Consider the following 25,686-nt stretch of genomic DNA (forward strand, 5'->3'; position numbering starts at 1 on the left):
CTCACCAACCACCACGAAAACACATGCTACCCAATCACATCACGAAGTGATGCTGGAGTACTAGGTCTTGTCTCCCAATAGTTTGAGCCATTCGACTACGAGGGCCATGACGACGCCTGCACGGTAGGTCAGCGCCAGCTTGTCGTAGCGGGTGGCGACGGCCCGCCACTGTTTGGCCTTGTTGAAGGCCCGTTCGACGACGTTGCGTCCCTTGTACGCCTCCCGGTCGAACGAGGGCGCCCTGCCACCGTCACGGCCCTTGCGTTTCCGATTGGCGAGCTGATCGGCACGCTCGGGAATGACAGCTCGTATCCGTCTGCGGCGCAGCAGTTTCCGATTCGCTGCCGACGAATACGCCTTGTCGCCGAGCAGTGCGTCCGGATTCGTCCGTGGTGCCCCGCCGCCGAGGCGGGGCACCCTGACACCGTCGAGCACCTCACCGAGAAAGGGACTGTCGCCGGCCTGACCGGGCGTGATCAGCACCGACAGGCCGCGACCGGCACCATCGGTGATCAGGTGGATCTTCGTCGTCAGCCCGCCACGAGACCGGCCGATCCCGTGATCGGCAGGCTCATCGAGCAGATTCGTGTAATTCGAGGGAGCCCCCTGTGTGGCGGGCGGCGTTCGCACCGTGCTGGTGAACCCGCACGATCGTGGTGTCGATCGACGCCACCCAGTCCAGATCACCGGACACGTCGGCCAGCGCGGCCAACGCGATCAGCACCTTGTCCCACGTCCCATCAGCGGCATAGCGGCGATGGCGCTTCCACACCGTCTGCCACGGCCCGAACACCACCGGCAGGTCCCGCCACGGCCCGCCGACCCGCAGCCGGTACAGCAATCCCTCCACGATCAGGCGGTTGTCACTGAAGTTACGGCCCACGCGCCCTTCGGATTTCGGCAGCAGCAACTCCAGAAGCTCCCACTGCGCATCCGTCAACACCCGAAACCGATCACCAACCACAACCACGACGACCATGCTGCCGCACCGCCACCGATCTATTGGGAGACACGCCCTAGTTGCGTTGCCGCTGCCCTGCGATCGCTGTGAATCATGTTAGATTGCAGGCTGTTTCGCGTCCCGGAAACGAAGGTGGAGGGAAACGCCGTGCGCATCACAACATTCGCCGTCACGACGGCTGTCGCGGCCGGTGTCGTCGGAACCCTCGGAGCGGGCACAGCGGCAGCGGTGGGTCCCGCGCCGGAGCCACCGGTTCCGGGATGGGTGGGCGTCGAGTTGAGTCCGCAGGAAACGGCAGCCCTCGCGGCAAGTCCGATTCCGGGGTTGGTGGACCAGGCCGCACCGAACGACACGGTCGGACTCTGTCCCGATCCGCAGTCGCGGCTGACCTGGACCGGACCGCTCGGCTGGCTACCGGCCCAGCGCATGTCCGGAACGATTGCCGACGCGGTCACCGAGGCGGCGGCACATCCGGGTGGCAGGGTGATCATCTATGTGAGTGCGCCCACCGCCGAGATTCCCGATGTCCTGCACTTCTACCAGCGCTGGTCGTTCTGATCGGTGGTCGGCGGCGGTGCCGGCACCGCCCGTAGGTCGCTGGGCCGACTCATCTCGGCCCAGCGAGCGCGCTGATCCCGGTGCGCAAATTGCTGATCACGTCGATACGGGCGGGCTGAGGATCTTCCGGTAATCGGAATGAGTGGATGCCGAAGGGGCATAATGCCGTTTCGCTCGACCAGCGGCATTACAGATAACTCTATCTGACTAAAGTTAGGATATTTATGTTGATCGCCGGTCTGGGTGACAGATCTGGCTGTCGGCGGTGTTGAGCGGCTTCGTCGTGTCTGCCGAGGATGTCGGCGAGGGCTGGTGCGGGGCACTGGCCAGGTTGTCGGTGAATACGGCCGGGTGGCGCGCGTTGCACCGGATCGGAGGGCGACCCTGGCGAAAGCCGGGCCGGTTCCTGGCACCGTCGGCTTCGGGTTATCGGGCCGGCTTTGCTGCCGACACGACGTAGTAGTCGAGTCGGCCATTCCGATATGCCCGCAGCCAGTTGCGGGCCCAGTGATTCTCGAACCCGCTCTGCTGCATCCAGGCGTCGTACCCGTGCCATACGTGCTCGCCGATCGACTCGACGTCGGCCAGCTCGAAGCCGGTCGCCCGCAGTGTCTCGGCGAACACGCCGATCGGGGCCACCACGTCGACCCCGGTACGGATGGTCTCGATCAGCGGCGCCAACTGGTGCGCGCAGTCCTCCGCGGTGGTGAAGAAGGTCGCCACCGTCAGCCTGCCGCCCGGTTTCAGGATTCGGTACGCCTCGGCGGCGAATCCTGGCAGATCGTCGAAATGCTGCGCTGCTTCGATCGAGATGCACCGGTCGAATGTGCTGTCCTGGAACGGAATCGCAAACGCTGAGCCTTGACGGAACGACAAGCGGCCGGGGTCGGCGATCAACACTTCCGCATTGACCCGCTCGGCCCGCGCAACCTGATCGCCGGAGAGATCGAGCCCCGCGAACCGCTGCGGACCGAACTCCCGGAGTGCGAGCACCGCGCCGACTCCGATGCCGCAGCCGACTTCCAGCACGGCATCTGTTTCGCCGATCCCGGCTCGGCGCAGGACTTCTCGGTACAGGTCGGCCTGGCTGGCGGTGCGCTGATCCTCGGTGAGGTTGCCGGGGACGACATCTGCGGTCCAGTACCCGAAGTTGATGAAATGACCTGAGAAGAGTTTGCTGGCGGCGAGATTGCCGCTGCCGTACATCGTCGCGCGCCGAGCGGCGCCGCTGTCACGTGTGGCCATGGGTTTCATCTTCGCCTGAAACACTCTGCTACGTCGCGCAACCGCTCCCTGCCGCGCAATTTTCATGCGGCGGAAGAGTACGTTCGGCGACGGTCGGGGGTGGCGCGGTCCGCCGGCGAGGGAGGCTCCCTCGGTGATTCCGGACCCGCGCCGGAGACCGTACTGGATCGCGCTGGCTGTGCCGGTGTGTTCTGACGTAGCTACCGGGATGCGAGACACTGGTGCATGCGCTACGCAGGCCGGGTTCCCGGCCCACCGCTCGATCGGTTCGTCGACGACATCTACTGCCTGTCCGGGGTGCCACGCCATCGCCGCGTGCTCGTTCCCCCGATGCCTTCGGCGCATTTGTTCATCAATCTCGGCGCCCCGGTCCAGCTGTCTGTGCCCGACCCCGCGGTGCCGTCCGCGACTCTGGTCGACGGGTGGTTCATGGGGTTGTGGACCGAGCGTTTTCTGTTGGAGTATCCGGCCCGTGTGCGACTGGTAGGAGTGCATTTCAAGCCCTGGGGACTCTCGGCGTTCACCGACATTCCGATGCTCGAACTGCGGGATCGCTATGTGCCCGTCGACGTGGTGTGGCAGCGCGCGCTGGAGCGGATCCGCGGTCGCCTCGGCGAGCTTGGCGCTGCCGCCGAAGCGCTCGACCTCGTCGAGCAGGAGCTGCGGTCGCGTCTCGTGGAAACCCGATCGGACACTCTCGACCTGGTCACGCAGGTGGGGACACGGTTGGAGAGGTCCTACGGCTCGGTCCCGGTCGCGGCGCTCGGCGACGCCGCCGGGGTGAGTGGCAATCATCTGACCGCACAATTCAAATCTCATGTCGGCGTCGCACCCAAACGCGTGGCCCGCATCTATCGTTTTGCCCGCCTGATCCTGTCCGTCGACGCGCGCGGTCCGGTCGATTGGACCGAATTCGCGCACTCCGCAGGGTATTTCGATCAGGCGCACGCCAGCAAGGAGTTCAAGGACTTCACCGGCCACACCCCCACCGACTACCTCGCGCTGCGGCGCAGATTTCCAGCCCAAGACCGATTCCCGCCGGATGCCGGGCCGATGCCGGTCGAGTGATTTTTTACAAGCGTGCGGACCCGGCGGTGCCACAGAATCGGAATCCACGCCCTATCGATCCGGAGGAGACCCTGTGAGCACGGTGATCATGCACAACGTGGTGTCGGTGGACGGCTTCATCGCCGACAAGAACGATGACGTCGGCCCCCTGCACGAGTGGTATTTCAGCGGTGACACCCCGATCACGGAACCCGCCGGCGAGCACGGCTTCGATCATTCCGGCATCGGAGCCGGATTCAAGGTCGCGCGTGCCTCGGCGGACTACGTCCGCGCCACGTGGGCGTCGATCGGGACGATCGTCATGGGCCGCAACCTGTTCGACCTGGTGAACGGTTGGGAGGGGCAGCCACCCGCGGGTGAGCACGTGGTCGTGGTCTCGCATCGCCCCAAGCCGCACGGTTGGCACCCGGAGGCCTCCTACCACTTCGTCGACAACATCCACGCCGCTGTCGCCACCGCACGAGAACTCGCCGGCGACCGCACCATCGCCGTCAACGCCGGACAGGTCGGCGGCCAGTTCCTCGCGGCCGGTCTGATCGACGAGGTCGCGATGGACGTGGTCCCCGTGGTGTTCGGATCCGGAAAACGCTTCTTCGGCGACATCGACGGCCAGCACCTACTGGAAGACCCTCACGTGGTCATTCAGGGCGAGCGAGTGCTGCACCTGAGGTTCGGCGTCAGGCAATGACCTTGTCGCCGAGGTAGCAGACCAGTGCGGGTCGGCGGAGCACGAGATCGTCGTCGGCGAAGGTGACAGTGCGTTCTCGTCGCTGGATTCCCTCGCGTGCTGAAGCACCCGTCAAGTCTCCGGACACAACCGCAACGGGCCCCGAACCCGACGGTTCAGCCTCACGACGACAAATCCTTTCGGTGGTGACCACGATGTCCGGCGGCGTCGGGACCTGTGACAGTGGTACCGGTCAAACCACAGCAACCAGGTGTCGGATCGCACCCGTCCGGTCGGGGCGCTTCGGCGATGTGACGCCACATGTCTCGACACGATTCGGAGATCACCATGTTCGATCAGACCGTACGTTTGCTCCGCGCGGGTGCGCTGGTACTGGGCCTGAGCACCGCCCTCGCGATGGTGGCTCCGGTCGCTGCCATGGCCGCGCCGGAGGCCACCATCGTGCTGCACACCGAATGGGACGTCTACCAGCGCCCTTCGGGCTCGCAGGACAGTCCGATGGGCTTCCACGTCTCGCTCGCCGACAACGCGACGGCGGCCGACTTCTCCGGGGATGCCCACACCACTTCGCAGTACGGCCGGCTGGTGAACGGCTCGGTCAACGGCACCTCGATCACCTTCACGATCGATTGGCCCGACGGCAAGATCGGGGTGTACCAGGGCGACTGGTTTGCGGACGGCTACCTGCGCGGGCACACGTTGAGGCCGGCCTCGGGCGAGACCGCCGAGTGGTGGAGTGGCCGCAACAACTGGACCGTGTCGCGGTAGTCCGCCTCTCACGCGGCTGCCGTCGGCACACTGTCGCGAACGCATGGCGGTGGTCCGGTCACGTATTGGGGCGCAACCGATTCGGCGACAGGGGGAGCACCGTGTGCAGCTGGGCACGGCCGCTGATGCCCAGCTTGCGGTAGGCGGCGGTGAGGTGGGTCTCGACCGTTCGCGTGGTCAGGAACAATGCCTGCGCGATATCCCGGTTGGTCGCGCCCTCGGCGGCGAGTCGGGTGACGCGCAGTTCGCTCGTGGTGAGTGCGTCCCACCCGGTGACCGCCGCCCGGCGCGGCCGGGCCCCAGCAGCGAGCATCTCCTGTCTGGCCGATTCCGCCAGGGCATCGGCGCCGCAGCGAGTGGCCAGGTCGAGGCCGTGCCTGAGGGGGGCCAGAGCCTGGCTTCGTTGCCCGGAACGGCGAAGGGCGACGCCGTAGGAGACCAGGCAGTAGGCGTGCTCCAGGGCGGCGGACGAGTCGGTCAGCAGATCGACGGCCTCGGCCAGATGCTCGAGCCGGCGTTGGCCGGGTTCGACCAGAGCCAGGGTGCGCAGGGCTCGTGCGAGGCACCGCTGAGCGCCGAAGTGGCGGGCCAGCTCCAGGTTCTCGTGTGCCAGCTCGAGGGCACCGCCGCTCTGGTCGAGCGCGAGGTACGCCCGCACAGCGTCGGTCCGCCATTCGGCGAAGGCGGGGTTGACGTAGCCGCCGCCCACCAGGAATCGACCGACCTCGAGCAAATCGGCCAACGCCTCCTTCGGCTGTTTGCGGCGCAGCCGTAGCCGCGCTCTGGCCACTGGAATGAAATGCATGATCAACGTGTCGGCCGGCCTGCGGTCACTGATGTCGTAGTCGACCAGCACCTGTTGCGCCTCGTCCAGCCGGTCACGCTCTACGAGTACGTCGATCAGCATGGCCGCCGCCAGTGGTGTGTGCAGCCTGCTCGGTTCCCCCGACGCCGCGTCGAGGGCGGCACGGGCGTCGCCTTCGGCCTCGACCAGTCGGCCCGCATACCACGCAGCGTGTGACCGGAGCATCGACAGATAGCGAAAACCCCACACGTCACCCATCTTTCCCGCGGCATCGAGACCCTGGTCGAGCAGTGCCAAGCTCTCGCTTTCTCGGTCGGTGAGACCCAATGCCGCACTGGCGTAGTTGACCAGGATCCATCCCTCACGCGCTGGAATCGGACCGACGGCTGCGCGTTCGGCCAGTACGGCAACCTCCGCTGCCGAGCGCAGACCGGTCGCGGCCGCACCGAAGGCTAGAGTGGACAACAACATCCGGTCGGCCTCGCTGGTACCGGTCAGCCCCGACGCGACCTCTTCGAGCCGGTCGAGTACTGCGGCAGGCGACTTCATGGTGACCAGGTCGAGTCCGGCTGCCGCGGCGTACATCGCCACCGGCAGGTCCACCTCGCGCCCGGCGATCAGGCCGCGGGCGAGCTCGGCGGCGTCGGCGGCGTCGGCCGCGCGGCCGGTCTGGGTGAACAGGTATCCCAGTTCGAGGGCCAGCTGGATTCGCTCGACCAGCGGCTCGGTGGACGTGATGGCCACGCGCAGCACCTCGGCAGCCGCCACGGTCTGGGCCGCCATCCCCAGTGCCCGCCCCTGCATAGCGGTCAGCGGCCCGCGCAGGGCGAGCAGTGGTGGCTCGGCGCGGGCCCGCCGAAGGTAGGCCACGGCCGACTCCGGAGCACCGCGGCCGATCGCAGACACCGCGGCCGCATGCAGCAAGTCCACCACCCAGGGGTCGCAGTCCGGCTCGGCCGCCAGCAGATGCGGCGCGAGCTGCTCCGCGTCGACGGCGTCCGCGGCCAGTACGCGGGCCGCCCGCTTGTGGTCGGCTGCCCGCAACAGGCTTCCTGAATCGAGATACACCGCGGTCCGCACCAGCGGATGCACGAAACAAAGCGGATGGGTCATGGTGACGACGGACTCCCGAGCGAGCCCATCCGCGGCGGTGGCCGCCGCCTCCACCGACAAATCGGCCAACGCGGCGACATGCCGCGGCTCGGCGGCCGTTCCCAGAACTGCCAGCGCCCGGGTGAACCGAACAGCCTCCGGACCCAGCCGCGCGATCCGAGTGAGCACGGCCCGCGAAACAGCTTCGACACGCTGGTGCTCGACCCGGTGCGCCTCGGTCGCGATCGGCCGGGTGTTGTTTTCCCGCAAGCTGTTCAGCGCTTCGGCGAGCAAGAACGGGTTGCCGCCGGTGGCCACGGCGCAGGCCCGGCAGAACTCGTCGTCCGCCTCCACGGACAACTCCCGCCGCACAACCACACTCACCGCCTCGGTGCTCAGCGGACGCAACCGGATGACACGCGGCGCGACCCCACCCAGCACTCTCCCGACCAGCCCGTCCAGGACCTGGCCCGTCCTACTGGCCAACAGCAGCGCCACCGGAAGGTCGGCGATGCGCCGAGACAGATGCGACAGCACCCGCAGCGAGGCTCCATCGGCCCAATGCACGTCATCCACCACCAGTAGCAGCGGCCCCGACTCCGCCAGGTTGGCACACAGCCAGTACAACCCGTACACGACGTCCCCTTGGGCGAATGTCGCGCCCCGGTCGTCGTGGTACCCGAAAACCGGTGCCGCCAGACCTGCCGCACCGGCCAACAACTCCGCGCTGCGCGCCGCCTCCGAGCCCCGCAGGACCGGCTCGAACAATTGCCGGACGATCGCGAACGGCAGATCTTTCTCCAACTCGCCGCCGACCGAGCTCAGCGTGCGGATGCCCAAGCCCTCCGCGTGTTCGCCGGCGGCGGCGAGCAGCGCGGTTTTGCCGATCCCGGGCGGACCTTCCACCAGCACCGTCGTTCCACGCCCGCCCACCGCCTCGGCAAGCACCTCGCCGATCGTGGCCAGATCAGAATCACGCTCGACCAACACCATCGGACATTCCGTTCGCATCGCAGCCTTCGGCACGATCCAGCCTGACCGCGCCGAAGTTCGCATTCGTCGCGAGAGCAGGCTCCCACGCAAATGTGGTATCGGGGAGTGACACCGAGAAGACGAGCTTATCGGAGGCATGCTCCGAAGGACCGTCTTCGGGCGAGTGGTCGAGCAACGCATCGGGGTCTTCGACGCCACCGACCGGTGCCGGTTGCTGCTGGGCGCGTGCTGCCCTGACCGGCCCCGGGAGTGGTTACCCGACCGGCACGATCAGGTGGGTTGTCAGCCTCGATCACTCAACGGGGAATCCCGCCGCGAACTGCTCGAGGCATCGACGACCCGCTACCGTTATCGTCGGGATCGCCTGGCTGAAGGCGTGACCAGTTGTGCACCGGAGCGAGAGGGACCACGCGGTCACGCGCGCTGAAGACGATTGTGGTCGGTGTGGTGATCTGGTCGAGTATCTCCAGCGCGGTGTCGGTCGGCCAGATTGCGTTGATGTCACGCGCGGTGCAATATCCAGCCGATTGCAGGGCAATCGCAGTCGGTCTCGGCCACGACGGCCCGGCCGGGCCTGCGGTCGACAGCCTGCCGCCGATACCCCGGCGGCGGTATGACGGGCGGGTTGCGATGTGTAGCAGGATGATTCGGTCATCCTAAATCTCGTATCCGGCCACGCCGACCATTCCGCCGCCGCCGATCGCGGCAAGTAGTGGCGGCCGGAAAGGGTGATAGGTGGATGCGTGTGGTTCAGGGTGCGGGCCATGCCGGTCCGGCATGCTGCTGTCGGTTCCTACGCGAGTCCGTCGAAGAGTGGCTACCGGGCCGACCGTACCGGGTGCCGATCGCGAGGCCCGATCCGTCAATCGGTGAACAGGAGTTTGCCCAGCAGCACGGTCAACTGGTCGCGCTCGGCGCGGGTGAGCGCGGAGAAGGTGCGGTCCAGGAATTCGGGAATCGCCTTCTCTGCACCGGCGAGTTCCCGTCGGCCGGACTCGGTGATGGTGACGGCGTAGGCGCGTCGATCGGCTGGGTCGCGCTCGCGGCGGACGTAACCCGATTCCTCCAAGTTGTCCGCGATGCCAACCATGACGCTGCGATCGATCCGTAATTCGGCGGCGAGTGCCTGCTGTGAACACGGCCCGACCGCCGCGAGCATCTTCAGAACCAGGTGATGTCCCACTCCCAGACCGGTGTTCGCGGCCGCAGTGTCCGCGGCGCGAGCCACGACCGCCGAGGCGCGGCACAAGGCGATATCCGGACGTTCCGACGTGAGCCGGGGGAGGAAGGAGGCCGGTTCGCGAGCATCGGTCCTGGTCGGCATATCGGAAATCTACCACAATCGTCTGTGTGCAGATCGTTTGACGGAAGATAATCGACAATCGTATGATCGGAAATCATCTTGCTACAGATGATTCCGAAGCAGACGGAGTGCGCTGCTGATCCGAGAGGAACCCCGATGTCGCTGAACCTGTCCGCCGACGAGGTCCTGTCCACCACCCGGGCCGTACGCAAACGCCTCGACCTCACCAGGCCCGTGCCTCGCCATCTGATCGAGGAATGTGTCGATCTCGCCACTCAGGCGCCCACCGGCCGCAATCGTCAACGCTGGCATTTTCTCGTCGTCACCGACACCGCCCAGCGTGCGGCCGTCGCCGACATCTACCGCAGAGCGGTCCACCTCGCCGAGGGCACGCCGCTGACCTCGCGCGACCTTTATCGCATGAACGCTCACGGTTCCTGGCCGCGGATCGCCGCCGGGCTCGACCACCTCTACGAGCACATTCACCGTGTGCCGGCCATCGTCATCCCCGCTGTCGAGGGTCGCACCGACCGTGCGACCGTCGGCGAGCAGGCCGGAACCTGGGGATCCATCCTGCCTGCCGTGTGGAGCTTCATGCTCGCCGCCCGCGCCCGCGGCCTCGGCACCGTATGGACCACCGCGCAGGCCCCACTCGAACGCGAACTGGCCCGCCTCCTCGGCGTCCCCTACGACAGGGTCATGCTCGCCGCCTTCATCCCGCTCGCCTTCACGGTCGGCACCGATTTCCGTCCCGCCCAACGCATCCCCCGCGACCAATCCCTGCATTGGGACACGTGGTGAACACGTCGCATTCGCGGTGGGTGCGCGTTGAGAAGTGCTGTCGGCCATCAGGCGCGGGGACCGGACCCTGCGTCACACGATTCGAAAATCACTACACTGCAACAAGTGTCGAGATCGAATATCAATCGACCAGCCCGGATTGCGGTAACGGCGCAACTCTTCCGGAAAAGGGTAGCGGCCCGGACATCCGGCAATCGGCGTGAGCAGATGCCGAGTGGCGCAACAGGATTTGCCCGAAATGTGGCATGGGTGGATGGTTCGCGTGGGCTCAGTGGCCGGAGAACCACGGGTTCCGGCCCATCAGAACCAATAGCCGGTCTTGTTGCGACACATCGTCAGCGGAGTTGCTCCGGGGAGCGGCGAAGAATCGATGTGTCGTGTGGGAAGCGGTAGGCGTTTCCGGCAAGTCCGCGTAGATCTCGCCGAGATGGTCGGTGATCCAGGCGACCAGGCCGGGATCGAGGGTTTCCTCGACGTCGACCGCTCGGGCGAGATCCCAGGTATGGATGGTCGTGTCGGTGGTCCGCACCGCGAGCGCCTGCTGCCCGGCCACCTGTCCCAGGGGGTAGTCGAGCTCTTGCTGAAGTGCGCCGGGCCGGCTGAACGCGGCGGCGCACGTCGATACGGACCGGGTGAAAGCAGTCACTGGATCAGTGCCCAGGGCGTCGACGTCGCGCTGGCGCAAGAACTCCGTGCCGGTTCCGCCTCGAACAAGATGCACATAGTTCAGGTTTCCTCGGACAACGTGGTTGACCAGCCGGCGCACATTCCACTCGGCGCAGGGAGTCGGCCGATCCCATTGTCCGGGCCGAACCGCGCGCAGCGTCCGCTCGAACCCGTTGCTGGATAAGACGAAGCGCTCGACGATCCTGTCGAAACAATCGGTCATGCGAACAGCCTGCCTTCGGCGGGCCGCGGAGACCGGCGGACATCGGACATCACGTTGTGTCCCGGAATCGGCATTGGCGAGCACGTCGGTGAGACGTACCGCCGGCTCGGGATGCCTTCTCCACCAACCGATCACAACGCGAGCATCGCGGTGGCGATCCGGTCGACGGCGGGGTGGGGGAGGGCGGTGCCCATGTCGTCGAGGACGAGTAGGTGTGCGCCGGGGATTTCGGCGGCGAGGGCCTCGCCGTTGCCGAGCGGGAAGAACGGGTCGGTGCGGCCGTGGATCACGAGGGTGGGTAGGCCGAGTTCGCTGAGGCGGTCGCGCCAGCGCGGGGTGCAGTCGATGCGGGAGAAGACCGTGCCGAGTTGGTTCGCCAGGTGGATCGCTGGGTCTTTCGATGGTGTCCGGTCCCAGATCCGGGCCGCGGTCGCCTGTGCCTGCTCCGGATCGTTGCCCAGGGGCTCGGCGCCGGCGGCGGCGAATGCCACGACGGCGTCGCGGTCGGTCCAGTCCGGGAACGGCCGGGAGAACAGTGCGCCCAGGACCGTGTGGTCGTGGTCCGGGAGGTCGTCGTCCACCGGGCCCGGGGCCACCGGGCGGGTGCCGACGAGGGTGAGGGCGGTGAACTGGTCGGGGTGGTCCAGCGCGGCGACCTGGGCGACCATGCCGCCGACGCCGGGGCCGGCGAGGTGCGCGGTGTCGGCGCCCAGCGCTTCGACGAGTGCGGCCGCGTCGGCGGCGAGGTCTCGCAGGTGGTAGGCGGGATTCTCCGGGTCGACGGTGGTCGAGGCGCCGCAGTCGCGCAGATCGTAACGGACCACGCGGCGGCCGCCGGACGCGAGCCGGTCGCACAGTGTGTCGGGCCAGGACAACATCGTGGTGCCGCCGATCAGCAGGATCAGGGGGTCGTCGTCTCGGCCGAAGCTTTCGATGCCGAGTTCCACACCGTTCGCTCGCACCGTCGTCGTGCTTGCTCGCACCGGTCTCGTCATGCCTGGACTCCTGTCTGTCGGTTCAGCCGGAGGTATCGACGGCGGATCCGCTCGAAAGTCATCGGTGTGGCGGAGATCGTGTCGGTTCGGTCGATGACGGGTGCGGTGGCGGTTCGCGTCATACCGAGGATCGGTGAGGATGTGCGTCGTCGCCGTCCCCCATTTCGACCACTATCCCGCCGAAACGTGCCTCGTCCATGATCGCGGGCTGTCCGTCGATGTAGCAGATGCCGGTTCGAGTGACCTCGACGCATTCTTCGCGGGTGGCGCCGGGGTCGAGAGTATCGGTGTAGTAGGCGATCATGCCGCCGCTGAGGGAGACGTTGTAACCGGTGACCCGGCGTCCGGCGCGGTCGGTGGTGCGCTCGAAGCAGGCACCGCAGACCGAGCGACGATAGCGTTCCTGGTGGGTCGTCGGCCGGTCGCAGTGGGGGCAGGGGTGGGTGTATCGGCGTCCGGCGACGGGGGCCCGCAGGAGGGAATCATGGTGGGCCAGGATTTTGCGACCGGAAAGTGCCCGGTTGCCGCTGTTCCGCAGGACTATGAGGATGTACTGGGCGTAGTCGGCGGTGGGGGCGTCGATCGCTGCGCCGCCGGGCAGTTCGCCGATGCGGGTGAGGCCGGCGTCGTAGGCGCGGAGTGCGAGATGCTGTGGTGTGGAGAGTTCGCTGTCGGGGATGGTTCTGTTGACATGTTCGGCTCGGGCCAGGTGTCCGGCGATCACCGTGTCGATGGTCCCGAGGGGGCGTCCGTCGATCGACAGCATGCCGCTGGCGTGGCCGGTAGCGGTCACCAGGACGTAGCCGGGGTTGTTACCGACCTTGTCCAGGAAGGCGAAACCTCGGCCGTGGCGGGCATTCTCCAAGGCCTCGTGGGGGTAGGGGATTAGTGTGTCGGGCTCCCGTGTCAGATCGCGCGCGATGCGCAGCGCGTCGTCGAAGGTCGGCGGGGAGTCGGGGTCCGGCCGTTGCATGAGCGCCAGTGTATCGAAGCCGGACCGCCTGGCGTTTCGTGCGCCCGATGACGAATTCACTTGATACGCACAGGGATCGGTCAGTATTCGCCCTGGGCCGTCGCAGACCGGGAACGACCGGATCCGTCGGACCGCGGCGCGTTCGGCCCCGGTAGCTTCCCCAGCACGGTGTCGAGTGCCGCGAACAGTTCCTCCGGCCGGTCGAGCATCGCGTGGTGACCGGCTCCCGGGACCTCCTCCACGATGACCGGGCCGCTCACCTCGTCCTCCAACCGGGCGGCGATCGGTGGTGGGGTGAGGCCGAATTCGGAGCGGAGGTAGCCGAGCGGGCACTGGAGGCGGCGCAGCCAGGGCCAGGCCAGGCGGGCGACGGTCTGGTCGAATCGGGCCAGGATGCCGCGGTCGAAGCTCCAGACCCAGCGGTCCGCCTCCGGTCGCAGTGATTCGGGCACGATGTGGTCGAGAACGTAACCGGCGCACTCGGTTTGGGCGGGAATGGTGCGGAAGCGGGATCGAGCTTCGGCGACCGAGGCGAACGACTGCACCGGCTTGGGAGAACCGGACGGACGGGTGGCGGGTGCGTCGGGATTCACCGCGAGTTGGGTGTCGCAGGCGATCAGGGCGGTGACGAGGTCCGGGTGTTCGGCGGCCAGCGCCATGCCGGCCAGGCCGCCGATGCTGTGGCCGATGACGATCGCCGGTCGGCCGGGGGCCGCCGCCCGGAGGACCGCCGTTACCTCCTCGGCCCAGCCGTCGAACGAGTAGTCCGCCCGGTGGTCGCTGGTGCCGTGCCCGGACAGGTTGGGCAGCAGCAGCCGATACCTGTCGGCGAGACGAGCCGCCAGCGGCCACCACCAGTGCGCGTGCGCGGTGCCACCGTGGACGAAGACCAGGACGGGGGCGTCGGCGGGGCCGGCGTCGAGGTAGCGGATGGTGGCTCCGGCGACGGCTACCTCGGCGGTCCGGTGCGGGGTCGCGATCGCGGCCGTGAACCATGCGGGAGCGGTCATCGGCCGCGGAATTCGGGTGTGCGGCGCTGGAGGAATGCGGAGACGCCTTCGGCGAAGTCCTCGGTGCGGTTCAGCGTGCCGACCCAGTGGGCTTCGCGTTCGAGCTGGGCGTCCAGCGAGTTGGTGGGGGCGGCCGCCATGAGTTCGCGGAGCCCGACGATCGCCAGGGGCGGGGTGCGAGGGCCCAGTTCGGCGGCGAGCCGGCGGGCCTCGGCCAGTGCGGCGCCGTCGTCGACCACGACGTCGGCGAGTCCCACCGAGGTGAGGAATTCGGCGGTCATGGGGGTGTTGCGGATCATCAGGTTGGCGGCGCGGGCGGGGCCCAGCGCGCGGCCCAGGTACCAGGACACACCGGCGTCGGGAGTCATGCCGAGCGGAAAGGTGCTGCCGTACAAGGCCGCCGAACGGCCGAGGACGCGGAGGTCGCCCGCGAGGGCCAGGCCCGCGCCGCCGCCGGCCGCGGCGCCCTCGAGCGCCATGATCACCGGCATCGGGAGGGTGCGTAGTGCGCGCAGGAATGCCTCGCAGGCGGCGAGCATGCGCGCGGTGGTGTCCCCGCCGGGATCCTGGTCGACCACGTCGAGGTCGGCGCCGACGCAGAAGTGGCGGCCGGCCCCGCCGATCACCAACGCCCTGGCGTCGCTGTCGCGGACCTGCTGCAACGCCTCGACCAGGCCCTCCTGCATCGCGAGGTTCATCGCGTTGCGGCGATCGGGGCGGTTGAGCAGGATCTCGGCGATTCCGCCGGCGATCGTCAACGCAACGGGGGCCGCTTCGGTGGTGGTCATTTCTCCTCCTGGAGCCAGGTGGCGCGGGCCTGGGCCATATCGATGGAACTGGCTGGGGCTGCGGCACTTCCGGGGGTGCCGGAGAATTCGGGGCCGACGTCCGGCTGCGTCCGGCCGTCGCGGTCGACGAAGATTCCGGTGGTGCGGGGGTGGGTCGCGGCCTCGTCCAGATCGAGGACGGGCGAGACGCAGGCGGCGGCCGCGGCGGGGTCCGCGCACCAGGCGTCGCGGGTGCGGGTGGCGAACACGCGTTCCAGCTCGGCGGCGCGGTCGGGCCAGGCGCGGGTGTCGTATTGCGCGTCCCATTCCGGTCCGTCGAGACCGCACAGCGCGCGCAGGGCGGCGTAGAACGGGGATTCGACCGCGCCGACGGCGACATGCTGCCCGTCCGCGCAGCAGTAGGCGCGGTAGAACGGTGCCGCGCCCGCGCCGGTGCCGACCGCGGCCGGGCCCTGGGCGGCCAGTTCGCGGGCGGCGGAGGTCAGGGTGGCGGTGGAGCGCAGGATGCTGCAATCCACCACCTGACCGCGCCCGGTGCGCTGCGCGACCAGCAGTGCGGCCAGCACGCCGTAGACGAGAGTCATTCCGCCGCCGCCGAAGTCGCCGAGCAGGCCGGGGGTCACCACCGGTCGGCCGTCGCTGCCGCGGGCCAGGTGCAGGGCGCCCGACACCGCGGCGTAGTTGATGTCGTGGCCGGGGGCCTCGGCGGCGGGCCCGCTGCGGCCCCAGCCGGACATCCGGCCGTATACGCAGGCGGGACGGGCAGCGAGGATCTCCTCGGGGCCGAGGCCCAGCCGCTCGGCCACGCCGGGACGGAAGCCCTCCAGCACGACGTCCGCGGCGGTGGCGAGGGCGGCCGCCGAGTCCGGGTCGGCGCGGATATCGGTTTCGACGATTCGCCTGCCGCGCAACAGGATCGAGTGCACCGGCGGGGTGTTCGGGCGTTCCAGGCGCACGACGTCCGCGCCGAGGTCGGCCAGCACCGTCCCGGCGAAGGCGACGGGGCCGACTCCGCCCAGTTCCAGGACCCGGGTTCCGGCGAGTGGCCCGGCCGGGCTCACGGCGCCGGAATCGGCGTCGACGGCGCCGAAAGCTGGTCGCGGACCACGTGTTTGAGCACCTTGCCGGTGGCGTTCAAGGGGAGCGCGTCGAGGAACACCACCTCGCGGGGGACCTTGTAGGCGGCGAGGACCGCACGGCAGCGGTCGACCACCAGTTGCGGATCGACGGCCGCTCCGGGGGCGGCGACCACGGCGGCGACGATCCGCCTGCCCCAGCGCTCGTCGGGCACGCCGACCACCGCGACCTGGGCGACGCCCGGCACCGCGGCGATCACCTGCTCGATCTCCTCCGGATACACGTTGATACCACCGGATTTGATCATGTGGTCCTTGCGGCCGCGCAGATAGAGGAAGCCGTCCGCGTCGAGCGCGCCGAGATCGCCGGTGCGATACCAGCCGTCGCGCAGCGCGGCGGCCGTGCGTTCCGGATCGGCGGCATAACCCGAGAAGACATGTGGCCCACGGGAACAGATCTCACCGACCTCACCGACGGCGACCGGGCGGTCCTCGGCGTCCAGCAGCTCGATCGTGCAGTCGAGGGCGGACCGGCCCACGCTGCGCAGCAGATGTTCGGAACCGCCCAGCGCGCGGTCGTGGTCCTCCGGGGTCAGCAGTGTCATGGCGCTGGACTCGGTGCAGCCGTAGCTCTGGAAAAGTTTGGCGCCGAACGCATCACGGGTGCGGCGCACCAGGTCTGGGGTTACCGGCGTGCCGCCGTAGAGGATCCAGCGCAGCGTCGAATCCGCGGCCGGTGTCGCGGTGGGGGCCGCGTCCAGCATCATGTGGATCATCGTCGGCACGAAGGTGGCGCCGGTGATCCCCGGTGTGCGCAGTGCGGCGTTCGCCCGCTCGGGGGAGAACTCGTCGAGTTCGACTGCCGCGCCGCACCACAGCGCGTGCTGGACCATCATGATCCCGGCCATCAGCATGATCGGCATCGGCAGGTAGAAGACCTCGCCGGGCTCGAAACGCATCCCGGCCTGGGACCAGCGCGCCGACACCGGCACGAATCCGTCGTGCGTGATCAGCGCGGCCTTGGGGCGGCCGGTGGTGCCGCTGGTGTAGCACTGCAACGCGATCGGATCGTCCGCCCGAGGCAGGGGCGCGTCGGTCGATCGCGGCCAGTCGCGCAGGGATTGCCAGCCGGGCCGGTCGCCGTCGATGAGGATCTGGGGCAGGTCCAGGCCGGCCGCGGCCGTTTCCAGCGCCTCGGCGCGGGAGGCGCTGCCCACGACCACGCGGGCGCTCGAGTCGCGCAGGAAACCTGCGTAGTCCTCGGCGCGCAGCCGCGGATTGAGCGGCACGGTGACCAGACCGGCCTTCGACGCGGCCAGCAGGATCAGCACAGCGTCGAGGTGGTTGCCGGAGGCGAGGGCGAGCCGGTCGCCGGGCCGCAGGCCGAGTTCGCCGAGCCGGACGGCCCAGGCCGAGGTCACCGCGGCGGCCTCACCGTAGCTGACGCCGTCCGGGCCGGTGGCGACCCGAAGTTCGGGCCGGCGCCGGGCCCAGTACTCGAGGGGATCGTGCAGCCGCATCGCTACCTCCACTATTCGTCGATCCGACGTCGCGGAGGGTAGGGCGGTGCGCGTTAACGGCCGCGTTATGGCCGGGCGGTATCGCCGGGGCGACCGCGGCGCGGTACCATCGGGTGCCCGGTTTCGGGCTGGTCGCCGCTCGTCCGAAGTGGCCGATTCGCCTGTGCGCGAGCGCTTCCCGTCACCGGGCGGGGCGTTACGGCGGGCGCCGGTAACGCGGCGGGTAACGAACCCGGCCGCACGCTGTCGGACAGCTCGAGAGAAAGGTTCGACATGGGACTGCTGGACGGCAAGGTCGCACTGATCACCGGAGGTTCGCGCGGACAGGGGCGGGCCCACGCGGTGACCTGCGCCCGCGAAGGCGCGGACGTGATCATCGTCGACATCACCAAGCCCACGACCGATGTGCCCTACACCCTGGCCACCTCCGACGACCACGCCGAGACGGTACGTCAGGTCGAGGCGCTGGGCCGCCGGGCGCTGTCGGTCGACGCCGACGTGCGCGATCAGGCGGCGCTCGACGCGGCGGTGGCCCGCGGGATCGACGAGTTCGGGCACATCGACATCCTCATCGCCAATGCCGGTATCTGGACCCAGAATCCGTTCTGGGAGATCACCGATCAGCAGTGGGACGAGATGATCGGGGTCAACCTGACCGGAGTCTGGAAGTCCGCCAAGGCCGTTGCGCCGCACATGATGGAGCGCAAGACCGGCTCGATCGTGATCACGTCCTCTGCCAACGGGATCGAGCCGGGCCAGAACTACGCGCACTACGTGTCGGCCAAGCACGGCGTGATCGGGCTGATGAAGAACATCGCGCTGGAGTTGGGGCCGTACGGTATTCGCTGCAACTCGATCAACCCGGGCGCGATCCGCACCCCGATGACCGATCATCAGGGCGCTTGGGACATGTTCGCCGGGCACGAGGGCGGCACCGAGGCCGAGATGATCGAAGGCGGCTACCACTATGCGCTGCTGCGCAATACGACGTGGCTGGAGCCGCAGGCCATCGCGGACACCGCGCTGTACCTGAACTCCCACCTCGCCGCGAACGTCACCGGCGTGACGATCCCGGTCGACGCCGGCCACCTGCTGATCCCCGGTGTGAACGCCGATCCCGTGCGCGACTGAGCATTCCGGCCCGCAACGAAAACCCGAGAGAGCGACGATGACGGATTCCGCCGCACTGCTGCGCAAAGCGTACGACCTCGTCCAGGCGAACAACTGGGAGGAGTACTTCACGATGCTCGACCCGGACATCGAACTCGGTGTCCGTGCCCGGCGGTGATGCGAGCCGCCGGGCCGGGCGTGCGCCGGTTCCGACGCGCCGGTGGTTCGTGACCGGTTCGGGTCGCTCGGCACCGGTAGCATCGGCGGCCCGATCACCGAACTCGCCGAACGCGGGCCGATTCCGGCGGTGGCCCGCGAGCCCGGCGACCCGGCACAGGAAGCCGCTTCCATGACGATTCTCGAAATACCCGATGGATCTTCGTATTTCGGCCTGTCGAACCTGCCGTACGGGATGTTCTCCCGCGCGGGGGGAGATCCGCGCGTCGGTGTCCGCCTCGGCGACCGGGTTGTCGATCTCGCTGTCGCACTGGGTGATCCGGTGTTCGCCCGGCCGTCGCTCAACGCGTTCATGGCACAGGGGAGTCGGCGCTGGACCGAGGTCAGGGCGCGGATCGTCGAGCTGGTCGGCGCCGAGGTGCCCGATGCGGCGGTGCACGCCGTGGCCGACGTGACCATGCATCTGCCCGCCGAGATCGGCGACTATGTCGACTTCTACGCCTCCGAGCATCACGCCACGAACCTGGGCCGGTTGTTCCGGCCGGACGCCGAGCCGTTGCTGCCGAACTGGAAGCACCTTCCGGTCGGGTATCACGGTCGTGCCGGAACCGTGGTCGTCTCCGGCACCGATATCGTGCGCCCGTGCGGGCAGCGCAGCGTGCCCGGTGAGTCGGGGCCGGTGTTCGGGCCCAGTACCCGTCTGGACGTCGAGGCCGAGCTCGGCTTTCTCGTCGGGACCGGATCGATGCTCGGCGAGCCGGTGCCGGTGGGCGATTTCGGCGATCGGGTCTTCGGGGTTGTGCTGGTCAACGACTGGTCGGCGCGGGACATCCAGGCGTGGGAGTATGTCCCGCTGGGTCCGTTCCTCGGGAAGAGTTTCGCGACCTCCGTCTCGCCCTGGGTGGTGCCGCTGCTCGCGCTGGAGGCCGCCCGCGTGCCGACCCCCGTGCAGGATCCCGAGCCGTTGCCGTATCTGCGGGAAAACCGTTCGTGGGGAATGGATGTCGAGTTGGAGGTGCGGTGGAACGGGCAGGTGGTGTCGCGGCCGCCGTATCGGGAGATGTACTGGTCACCGGCGCAGATGCTGGCCCATCTCAGCGTCAACGGCGCCTCCACGCGTACCGGTGATCTGTTCGCGTCGGGGACCGTCTCCGGTCCGGATCGCGACCAGCGTGGGGCCTTCATCGAAATCACTTGGGGCGGTGCGGAACCGCTGGATGTCGGCGGGCGGGCGAGCACCTTCCTGTGTGACGGCGACGAGGTGACGATCACCGCCACCGCACCGGCTGCCGACGGCGGGCGGATCGGGTTCGGTGAGGTGCGCGGGCGGATATTACCCGCCCGGCGGTGACCGCCTCGTGGTTCGTCTCGGCGGTCGAGTTCGCCCGCCGCAGTGCCTGATTCGGCCGACCGGGTCATTGACCAAATATTCGTTCACCAGTGGCGGGTCGCCGGGACACTCGGGAACAGGCGGACCGGAGGAGTTGGCCCGAGCACTGATCGGTGCTGCTCACCCTGTCCGGTCCGGGCCTGTCGGCACTGTGGTCGCCGGCCGAGTTCACGCGGCGGACGACAGGGAACCGACCCCGACATCGGCGCACGTCTCGTCCTGCTCGAGCGACCCTCCGGCGATGGCGATCGCACCGACGACCACACCGCCGCGCCGGATCAGCCGAGCGGCCCCGCCCGCCACGATGGGTGTGCGGGCGGCATCGATGATCTGCGCGAACACCGCCGGGTAGGCCTCCTGCAGGTGCATCAGGTCACTGCTGTCGCGGCGAAACAGCGCGACGCTGGAAGCCTTTGCTGGGGCCACACGAGCCGACATGGGAGATGCGCCGTCCATGCGATCGAGAACTTGCAGGTGCCCGCCGTCGTCGACGATGGCGATCGTGACTGCCGCGCCGAGGCCGATGGCGTGTGCGCGCACCCGATCGCTGACCGTCCGAGCTTCGTCCAAAGTGAGTGGCATCGTTCCACCTTCAATATCTTGGTTCGACCAATCTTGGTCCGACCCAGAATAGCAGGGTTCATTGGTTGCACCAAGAGATTGGCTAGACTCCGCGCATGGAGATGGGCGAAGCGCCGACCCGCCTGCGCAGCAAGCCGAGTTGGCTGATCAACAAGGTTTCCGCGCGGGCACATCGGGTCATCGGAGAAACGATGGCCGCTTTCGATGGGCACGCCCATCACTTCGCGATCCTCGCCGCGCTGGACGAGTTCGGCCCGGACAGTCAGGTGCGGATCGGCCAACGATGCGGAATCGACCAGAGCGACATGAACACGATGCTCAACGAGTTGACGGAACGAGGCCACGTCGCGCGCACCCCGGACCCCAGCGACAGACGCCGCAACCGGATCACCCTGACCGCCGCCGGGCGGCGACGGCTCGACGAACTGGACACGACACTCACCGCGGTTCAACACGACATCCTGCGTGCCTTGTCGCCCAGTGAACGCGACACGCTGACCCGGCTGCTCACCCGCATCCTCGAGTAGACCGGGCTGCGTGCGAGGCCGTCACCGGATCTCGTCGGCCCCATGCCGGTCCGAGCCACCGTCCCGAGTCGTGCTCGGCGACGGAGATGAACCCCGCCGTCGTCGGTAGCCGTCGGTCGGCGCACCCGTCCGGATCAGTTCCAGGGGGCCGGCCCGGTGCCGGAATCCCAGGCGGCCAACGCCTTCGCCGCGATCAGACGGATACCGGCCTGCGCGGCGTAGGACTGCGCCTGCGCGGTGAACGCGTGGGCGGTGGTGACCACCGCGGCCACGTCGGCGTGATGAACAGTGTGCGCGGTGCCGCCGAAGCGCTGTACGTCCGGGCTGCCGACCGTCCGGTCGGTGCGATAGCGCTTGGCCTGCAACACGATCCGGCGACCGTCCGGGGCGCGAGCGAGGATGTCGGCGCCCAGATCGCCGGGACCGCCCACCACCCGGACGTCGGTACAGCCGTCGCGGCGGCACAGCACGGCCAGCGCCTCTTCGAACTCCCTGGGCGACAACGTGTTCTGTCGCAGCGCCGCGACCAGCCGGGCATCCTCGCGAGCCCGCATCCGGCGCTTGCGCCGAATCGTGAACATCACGGCGGCAACCGCGGCCGCGAACAGAGCTGCTCCCACCGCCGTCAGCAGTCCGGCGTGCGCGGCGGCGGCGTGGAGGGCCCGCGGGACCACCACTGCGGCAGCCGCGCCGATCAACACCACGAACGCCAGGACATCCGATGCCCGGCGCCTGCGTCGCCTACCCACTCGTGCGCTCCGCTCCGCGGCGGCGTTGCCGGGACGGAAGGCTGCGCGGTGTGCCATCGGAACCGTCGTGGAGGCAGGCGAAGTCCGCTGTACGCGCATGGGATCGCAACGGTGACATCGTTCCATGATCACCCACACCACCGACACGAACGGATCGCCCGAACCGCGGCCGGGATGAAGTGTCCGCGCCGGCGGCACCGGTCGACTTGTCGCCGTCCACGCTCTCGGCCGCACCGGCCGTGTTCGTCGCAGGCGGGCCGTATTCATGTGTCCCGCAACGGTGTCCGCTGGATTGTCGGGGCCTGCTCGAGCCGGACCGCTCAGGCGGAACGGTCCGGCTGCCGGGCCAGCAGGCTGCCCCAGCGCGGAGCGAGCGGGGCGGCGCCGAGCAGGCGCAGACACCACCACAGGGTGACCGCCACGGAATCCAGTGCTGGAACACCGGTTTCGGCCTCGACGCGATCGACGATCGGAGCCCCGTACATGTTGGTGCAGAGATAGACCAGTGCGGCGGGGTCCGTGGCGGCCAAGCGGCGGGACGGGGGAAGCAGTTCCGCGGGGGTGATGCGGGCGAAGGATTCGTTGTCGCTGAGGCCCAGGGCGTGGGCGGCGGTGACGGTGACGCCGGCCTCGGCGCAGCATGCGGTGATGCGGGTGTTCACGTCGTCGGTGTAGGGCGTCAGCAGGCCGATGCTGGTGATGCCGAATTCGCGGTAGGCGGCGGCGTACGCCAGCGTCGAGGTGGTCGCCGGAATTCCGGTGGCGGCCTCGATGCCGGCGACCATGGCCCGGTCGTGGCCGGCGCCGAGCCAGGAGCCGGCGGTGCCGTTCCAGGCGATCAGGTCGACGTCGGCGGTGGCGAGCAGTTCGGCGGCGTGGCACATGGTGGCGAGGTCGAATTGCCGGTCGGAGCTCTCGTCCAGGGCGATCCGGGTGACCGGCACGCGGGTGGCGTGGACGGTCACGTCGGTGCGCTCGGCGAGCATCCGGTAGGTCATCGGTTCCAGGCAGGTGTTGGACGAGGGCACGATCATGCCCAGGCGCAGCGGCCGGCCGTCGCCGGTCACGACCGGGCTCCGGCGGCGATCCGGGCGCGCCGGGAGCGGTAGCCGAGCCGGGGCAGGAAGCGTCCCACCGGGCCCGGATCGTGGAAGCCGTTGTCGTCCAGCACGATCCGGCCCGCCGCCACGACCACCTGTGGCCAGCCGCGCAGCGGCATGCCCTCGAACGGGCTGAAGTCGGTGCCCATGTGCAGCTCCGCCGCGGCGACCGTGCGGATTTCGGCCGGGTCGAAGACGATCAGATCGGCGTCGTATCCCGGGGCGATCGCACCCTTGGCCGGGATCGCGTTCACCTGCGCGGGATTGGCGGCGAACAGGCTCGCGAAGCGTTGCAGCACAACGGGATCGGTGAAGGAGCCGAGCGCCTCGCCGAGGGCGGTGAAGGCGACCGGCATCCGGGTCTCGACGCCGGGCAGGCCGTGCGGCATCAGGCGGATGTCGTCGCTGTGCGCGCGCTTCTGGGTCAGGTCGTAACAGGAATGGTCGCTGGCGACGGTGTCGACGGCGCCGGTGGCGAAGCGCTCGCGCAGCGCGGCCACCGTCTGCGGCGACCGCATCGGCGGGCAGCAGGCGAACCACTCCGGGGTGATGCCCGCGTAGACGCTGTCGTCGAGAACGAGGTAGTGCGGGCAGGTTTCGGAGTGCACGGCCAGGCCGCGTGCGCGGGCGGCGGTCACCAGGTCCACCGCTCCGGGCGTGGACTGGTGCACGAAATACACCGGCGCACCGGTGTATTCGGCCATCGCCAGCACCTCCCGCACCGAGGTCTCCTCGGCCAGCTCCGGCCGGGTGCGGTGCAGGTGCTCGATGCCGATCTCGCCGGCGGCGGCGTGGTCGTGGGTGCAGTCGACGATGATCGGATCGTGCTCGGCGTGTACATAGGTGAGTCCGTCGAGGCGGGCCATCTCCCGCATCACCTTCAGGACCGTGTCGTCGTCGGCCATCGTGGTGCCGCGGTTGGTCATGTAGAGCTTCACCGAGCGGACGCCGAGTTCGGTGAGCCGCTCCAGCTGAGCGGGCACGGTCGGGTCCCAGGCGATCACCGAGGCGTGCAGGGCGACATCGCAGCGGGCCTGCCGGGCGAGGGCGAGCTTGTTCTCGATCGCCTCGAGCGGCGTCTCGGTGGCATCGCGCGGAATGCCGAAATCGAGGATCGTGGTGGTGCCGCCGCGCAGCGCCGCCGAGGTGGTGAGCGCGTAGTCGTCCAGGGTGCGGTACGGGCCGGTGATCTGGGCGACATGGCAGTGACCGTCGACGCCGCCGGGCAGCACCACGCGGCCGCCGGCGTCGATCACGCGGTCCGCCTGCGGAACCGGTTGCCGCGCGTCGACGAGCGCGGTGATCCGCCCGCCGTCGACCACGACGTGCGCGGTGGTGGTGCGCGTCGCGTCCACGACGAGCCCGTGCGCGATGATCAGATCGGTCATGTCACACGGCCACGATCGCGGCGATCGGCGCCTGGCCGGGCGGGGTCTGGTGTTCGGTGCCGCCCGAGACGAAGATGCGGGCGTCGCCGGTCTGACTGGCGATGATCGCACCGACCGCGGCGCGGGAGTGCCGCTCGTAGTTGATATCCGCGTCGGACAGCATGGTGGTCCGCTGCCCGCGCAGCAGCCCGCCCACCGGCGCCTCCGCCTTGGCGAATACCGCGGCGATCCGCTCGCGCTCGGGGTCGCCGGGCTCACAGTCGAATTCGAGTCCGGCGGCGCGCAGGGCAGCGCGCACCCCGGCCAGGTCGATCGCGTCGGCCAGAGCGGCGTGGCCGATCCGGAACGGGCTGGTCGCCCGCGCGGAGTTGGCGAACACGATCACCTCGCAGCTGGTCAGCTCGCCGCCTGCCGAGGTGGAGGCGACATTCGAGTAGAGGGTCAGGTCGGTGGCGATCACCTCGTCGGTCACCGCCGCCGCGGCGACCTCGCCGAGCGCCAGCGCGACACCCAGCGCGGTGGCGCCGCGGGCGTACGCCTTCGACCGGTTGGGATCGGTGGTGACCACCGTCGCGCCGCGGGCGTGCGCGTCGGCGATGCCCGCGGGAGTCAGCAACGGGCCCTTGACCTGTACGTAGTGCACGTCCTCGACGTCACAGCCGAGATCGGCGAGGGCCCGGCGGACGGCCGCCGCGACCTCCTCCACCTCGGGGGTGCGGCCGACCTCCTCGGGGCGGAAGTCGCGGGTGCGCTGCACCGACAGCGCCAGCCGCTTGTCGCCCTCCGGCGCCGTGCCCGGGGCGTCGTCGCGGGTGAACACGGTGACGTGCGGGGAGAGCACACCCTCGCAGCCACCGGACCACACGAACGCGATCTGCTGCTCGACCTCCTCCGGGGTCTGCTTGCGGACCGACGAGAGATACTGCGCGAGACTGGTTGTCGCGAAAGCGCGAGTGAAATCGTTGGCGCCGCCGTTGCCCTCGGTCTTGCCGATCGTCGCCACGATCGCAGCCGGATCGAGCGCCCCGGAATCGACCAGGGCTCGCAGGCCGCGCACGTCCCCGGGATGGGCCATCGCCAGCCGGTGCACACCGATACGCATTGTTCTCCTTCCGATGTCGGGTCGGGTG

Annotated in this window: 24 protein-coding genes; 8 read left to right on the plus strand and 16 right to left on the minus strand. The window is 68.9% G+C overall.

The window, feature by feature from the left end:
• Positions 1-60: 60 nt before the first annotated feature.
• A protein-coding gene (locus LBW94_RS03515) for an IS5 family transposase (RefSeq protein ID WP_266269761.1) occupies positions 61-979 on the minus strand; the annotation gives its coding sequence in 2 pieces (ribosomal slippage) (positions 61-613 and positions 612-979; 921 coding nt in all).
• A 129-nt stretch (positions 980-1,108) separates the two neighbouring features.
• Between LBW94_RS03515 and LBW94_RS03520 the strand changes: the two genes are divergently transcribed.
• Positions 1,109-1,519 carry a hypothetical protein gene (locus LBW94_RS03520; protein WP_225060904.1) on the plus strand — a complete coding sequence of 137 codons (411 nt, stop codon included), beginning with the start codon at positions 1,109-1,111 and terminating at the stop codon, positions 1,517-1,519.
• 426 nt (positions 1,520-1,945) lie between these two features.
• On the opposite strand, the gene LBW94_RS03525 is transcribed toward LBW94_RS03520, so the two are convergent.
• Positions 1,946-2,830, minus strand: coding sequence for a class I SAM-dependent methyltransferase (locus tag LBW94_RS03525; protein WP_225060905.1), 885 nt, complete (start codon positions 2,828-2,830; stop codon positions 1,946-1,948).
• 159 nt (positions 2,831-2,989) lie between these two features.
• Between LBW94_RS03525 and LBW94_RS44180 the strand changes: the two genes are divergently transcribed.
• The 3 genes from LBW94_RS44180 to LBW94_RS03540 all read left to right on the plus strand — a co-directional run bounded on the left by LBW94_RS44180 (position 2,990) and on the right by LBW94_RS03540 (position 5,288).
• Positions 2,990-3,832: a helix-turn-helix domain-containing protein gene (locus LBW94_RS44180; protein WP_323137790.1), complete on the plus strand. Its 843-nt coding sequence runs from the start codon at positions 2,990-2,992 to the stop codon at positions 3,830-3,832.
• Between the two features lie 73 nt (positions 3,833-3,905).
• Positions 3,906-4,520, plus strand: a complete 615-nt coding sequence (locus tag LBW94_RS03535) for a dihydrofolate reductase family protein (RefSeq protein WP_225060907.1) — start codon at positions 3,906-3,908, stop codon at positions 4,518-4,520.
• A gap of 300 nt (positions 4,521-4,820) precedes the next feature.
• Positions 4,821-5,288: a hypothetical protein gene (locus LBW94_RS03540; RefSeq protein ID WP_225060908.1), complete on the plus strand. Its 468-nt coding sequence runs from the start codon at positions 4,821-4,823 to the stop codon at positions 5,286-5,288.
• Positions 5,289-5,346: 58 nt separating this feature from the next.
• Here LBW94_RS03540 and LBW94_RS03545 read toward each other — a convergent pair whose 3' ends face one another.
• Both LBW94_RS03545 and LBW94_RS03550 read right to left on the minus strand, forming a co-directional pair.
• Positions 5,347-8,178, minus strand: coding sequence for an ATP-binding protein (locus LBW94_RS03545; protein WP_225060909.1), 2,832 nt, complete (start codon positions 8,176-8,178; stop codon positions 5,347-5,349).
• Positions 8,179-9,040: 862 nt separating this feature from the next.
• The gene (locus tag LBW94_RS03550; protein WP_225060910.1) at positions 9,041-9,502 is read right to left on the minus strand and encodes a MarR family winged helix-turn-helix transcriptional regulator; all 462 of its coding nucleotides are present in this window, start codon (positions 9,500-9,502) and stop codon (positions 9,041-9,043) included.
• Between the two features lie 135 nt (positions 9,503-9,637).
• Here LBW94_RS03550 and LBW94_RS03555 point away from each other — a divergent pair, with 135 nt between their 5' ends.
• Positions 9,638-10,282, plus strand: coding sequence for a nitroreductase family protein (locus tag LBW94_RS03555; protein ID WP_225060911.1), 645 nt, complete (start codon positions 9,638-9,640; stop codon positions 10,280-10,282).
• Positions 10,283-10,550: 268 nt separating this feature from the next.
• Here LBW94_RS03555 and LBW94_RS03560 read toward each other — a convergent pair whose 3' ends face one another.
• The 7 genes from LBW94_RS03560 to LBW94_RS03590 form a co-directional block, all read right to left on the minus strand.
• On the minus strand, positions 10,551-11,171 hold the full coding sequence (locus tag LBW94_RS03560) for a TIGR03086 family metal-binding protein (RefSeq protein WP_225060912.1): 621 nt from the start codon (positions 11,169-11,171) through the stop codon (positions 10,551-10,553).
• 131 nt (positions 11,172-11,302) lie between these two features.
• On the minus strand, positions 11,303-12,166 hold the full coding sequence (locus tag LBW94_RS03565) for an alpha/beta fold hydrolase (RefSeq protein ID WP_225060913.1): 864 nt from the start codon (positions 12,164-12,166) through the stop codon (positions 11,303-11,305).
• 118 nt (positions 12,167-12,284) lie between these two features.
• Positions 12,285-13,139, minus strand: a complete 855-nt coding sequence (locus LBW94_RS03570; RefSeq protein WP_225060914.1) for a hypothetical protein — start codon at positions 13,137-13,139, stop codon at positions 12,285-12,287.
• Positions 13,140-13,219: 80 nt separating this feature from the next.
• Positions 13,220-14,149 carry an alpha/beta fold hydrolase gene (locus tag LBW94_RS03575; protein WP_225060915.1) on the minus strand — a complete coding sequence of 310 codons (930 nt, stop codon included), beginning with the start codon at positions 14,147-14,149 and terminating at the stop codon, positions 13,220-13,222.
• The gene (locus LBW94_RS03580; RefSeq protein WP_225060916.1) at positions 14,146-14,937 is read right to left on the minus strand and encodes an enoyl-CoA hydratase-related protein; all 792 of its coding nucleotides are present in this window, start codon (positions 14,935-14,937) and stop codon (positions 14,146-14,148) included. Before LBW94_RS03580 ends, LBW94_RS03575 begins: the two co-directional genes overlap by 4 nt.
• A complete protein-coding gene (locus tag LBW94_RS03585) occupies positions 14,934-15,998 on the minus strand; it encodes a CoA transferase (RefSeq protein WP_225060917.1) in 1,065 nt (354 codons plus the stop codon). The genes LBW94_RS03580 and LBW94_RS03585 overlap by 4 nt, the downstream gene beginning before the upstream one ends.
• Positions 15,995-17,533: a class I adenylate-forming enzyme family protein gene (locus LBW94_RS03590; RefSeq protein ID WP_225060918.1), complete on the minus strand. Its 1,539-nt coding sequence runs from the start codon at positions 17,531-17,533 to the stop codon at positions 15,995-15,997. The genes LBW94_RS03585 and LBW94_RS03590 overlap by 4 nt, the downstream gene beginning before the upstream one ends.
• A 273-nt stretch (positions 17,534-17,806) precedes the next feature.
• Between LBW94_RS03590 and LBW94_RS03595 the strand changes: the two genes are divergently transcribed.
• A complete protein-coding gene (locus LBW94_RS03595; protein ID WP_225060919.1) occupies positions 17,807-18,664 on the plus strand; it encodes a mycofactocin-coupled SDR family oxidoreductase in 858 nt (285 codons plus the stop codon).
• A 328-nt stretch (positions 18,665-18,992) separates the two neighbouring features.
• Positions 18,993-20,171: a fumarylacetoacetase gene (fahA, locus tag LBW94_RS03600; RefSeq protein WP_225060978.1), complete on the plus strand. Its 1,179-nt coding sequence runs from the start codon at positions 18,993-18,995 to the stop codon at positions 20,169-20,171.
• Positions 20,172-20,378: 207 nt separating this feature from the next.
• Here fahA and LBW94_RS03605 read toward each other — a convergent pair whose 3' ends face one another.
• Entirely contained in the window at positions 20,379-20,780 is a 402-nt protein-coding gene (locus LBW94_RS03605; protein WP_255634961.1) for a GlcG/HbpS family heme-binding protein, read from the minus strand.
• Between the two features lie 107 nt (positions 20,781-20,887).
• Between LBW94_RS03605 and LBW94_RS03610 the strand changes: the two genes are divergently transcribed.
• On the plus strand, positions 20,888-21,319 hold the full coding sequence (locus LBW94_RS03610) for a MarR family winged helix-turn-helix transcriptional regulator (protein ID WP_225060921.1): 432 nt from the start codon (positions 20,888-20,890) through the stop codon (positions 21,317-21,319).
• Between the two features lie 134 nt (positions 21,320-21,453).
• Here LBW94_RS03610 and LBW94_RS03615 read toward each other — a convergent pair whose 3' ends face one another.
• The 4 genes from LBW94_RS03615 to LBW94_RS03630 form a co-directional block, all read right to left on the minus strand.
• On the minus strand, positions 21,454-22,068 hold the full coding sequence (locus LBW94_RS03615; protein ID WP_225060922.1) for a restriction endonuclease: 615 nt from the start codon (positions 22,066-22,068) through the stop codon (positions 21,454-21,456).
• Positions 22,069-22,388: 320 nt separating this feature from the next.
• Complete coding sequence (locus LBW94_RS03620; protein ID WP_225060923.1) at positions 22,389-23,135, minus strand: aspartate/glutamate racemase family protein; 747 nt, start codon at positions 23,133-23,135, stop codon at positions 22,389-22,391.
• The gene (locus LBW94_RS03625) at positions 23,132-24,556 is read right to left on the minus strand and encodes a dihydroorotase (protein WP_225060924.1); all 1,425 of its coding nucleotides are present in this window, start codon (positions 24,554-24,556) and stop codon (positions 23,132-23,134) included. Before LBW94_RS03625 ends, LBW94_RS03620 begins: the two co-directional genes overlap by 4 nt.
• Position 24,557: 1 nt before the next feature.
• Positions 24,558-25,658 (minus strand): ring-opening amidohydrolase, encoded by a 1,101-nt coding sequence (locus LBW94_RS03630; protein WP_225060925.1) that lies wholly within the window; start codon positions 25,656-25,658, stop codon positions 24,558-24,560.
• Positions 25,659-25,686: the final 28 nt, after the last annotated feature.

The organism is Nocardia sp. alder85J (assembly GCF_020176955.2).
GTDB lineage: Bacteria > Actinomycetota > Actinomycetes > Mycobacteriales > Mycobacteriaceae > Nocardia.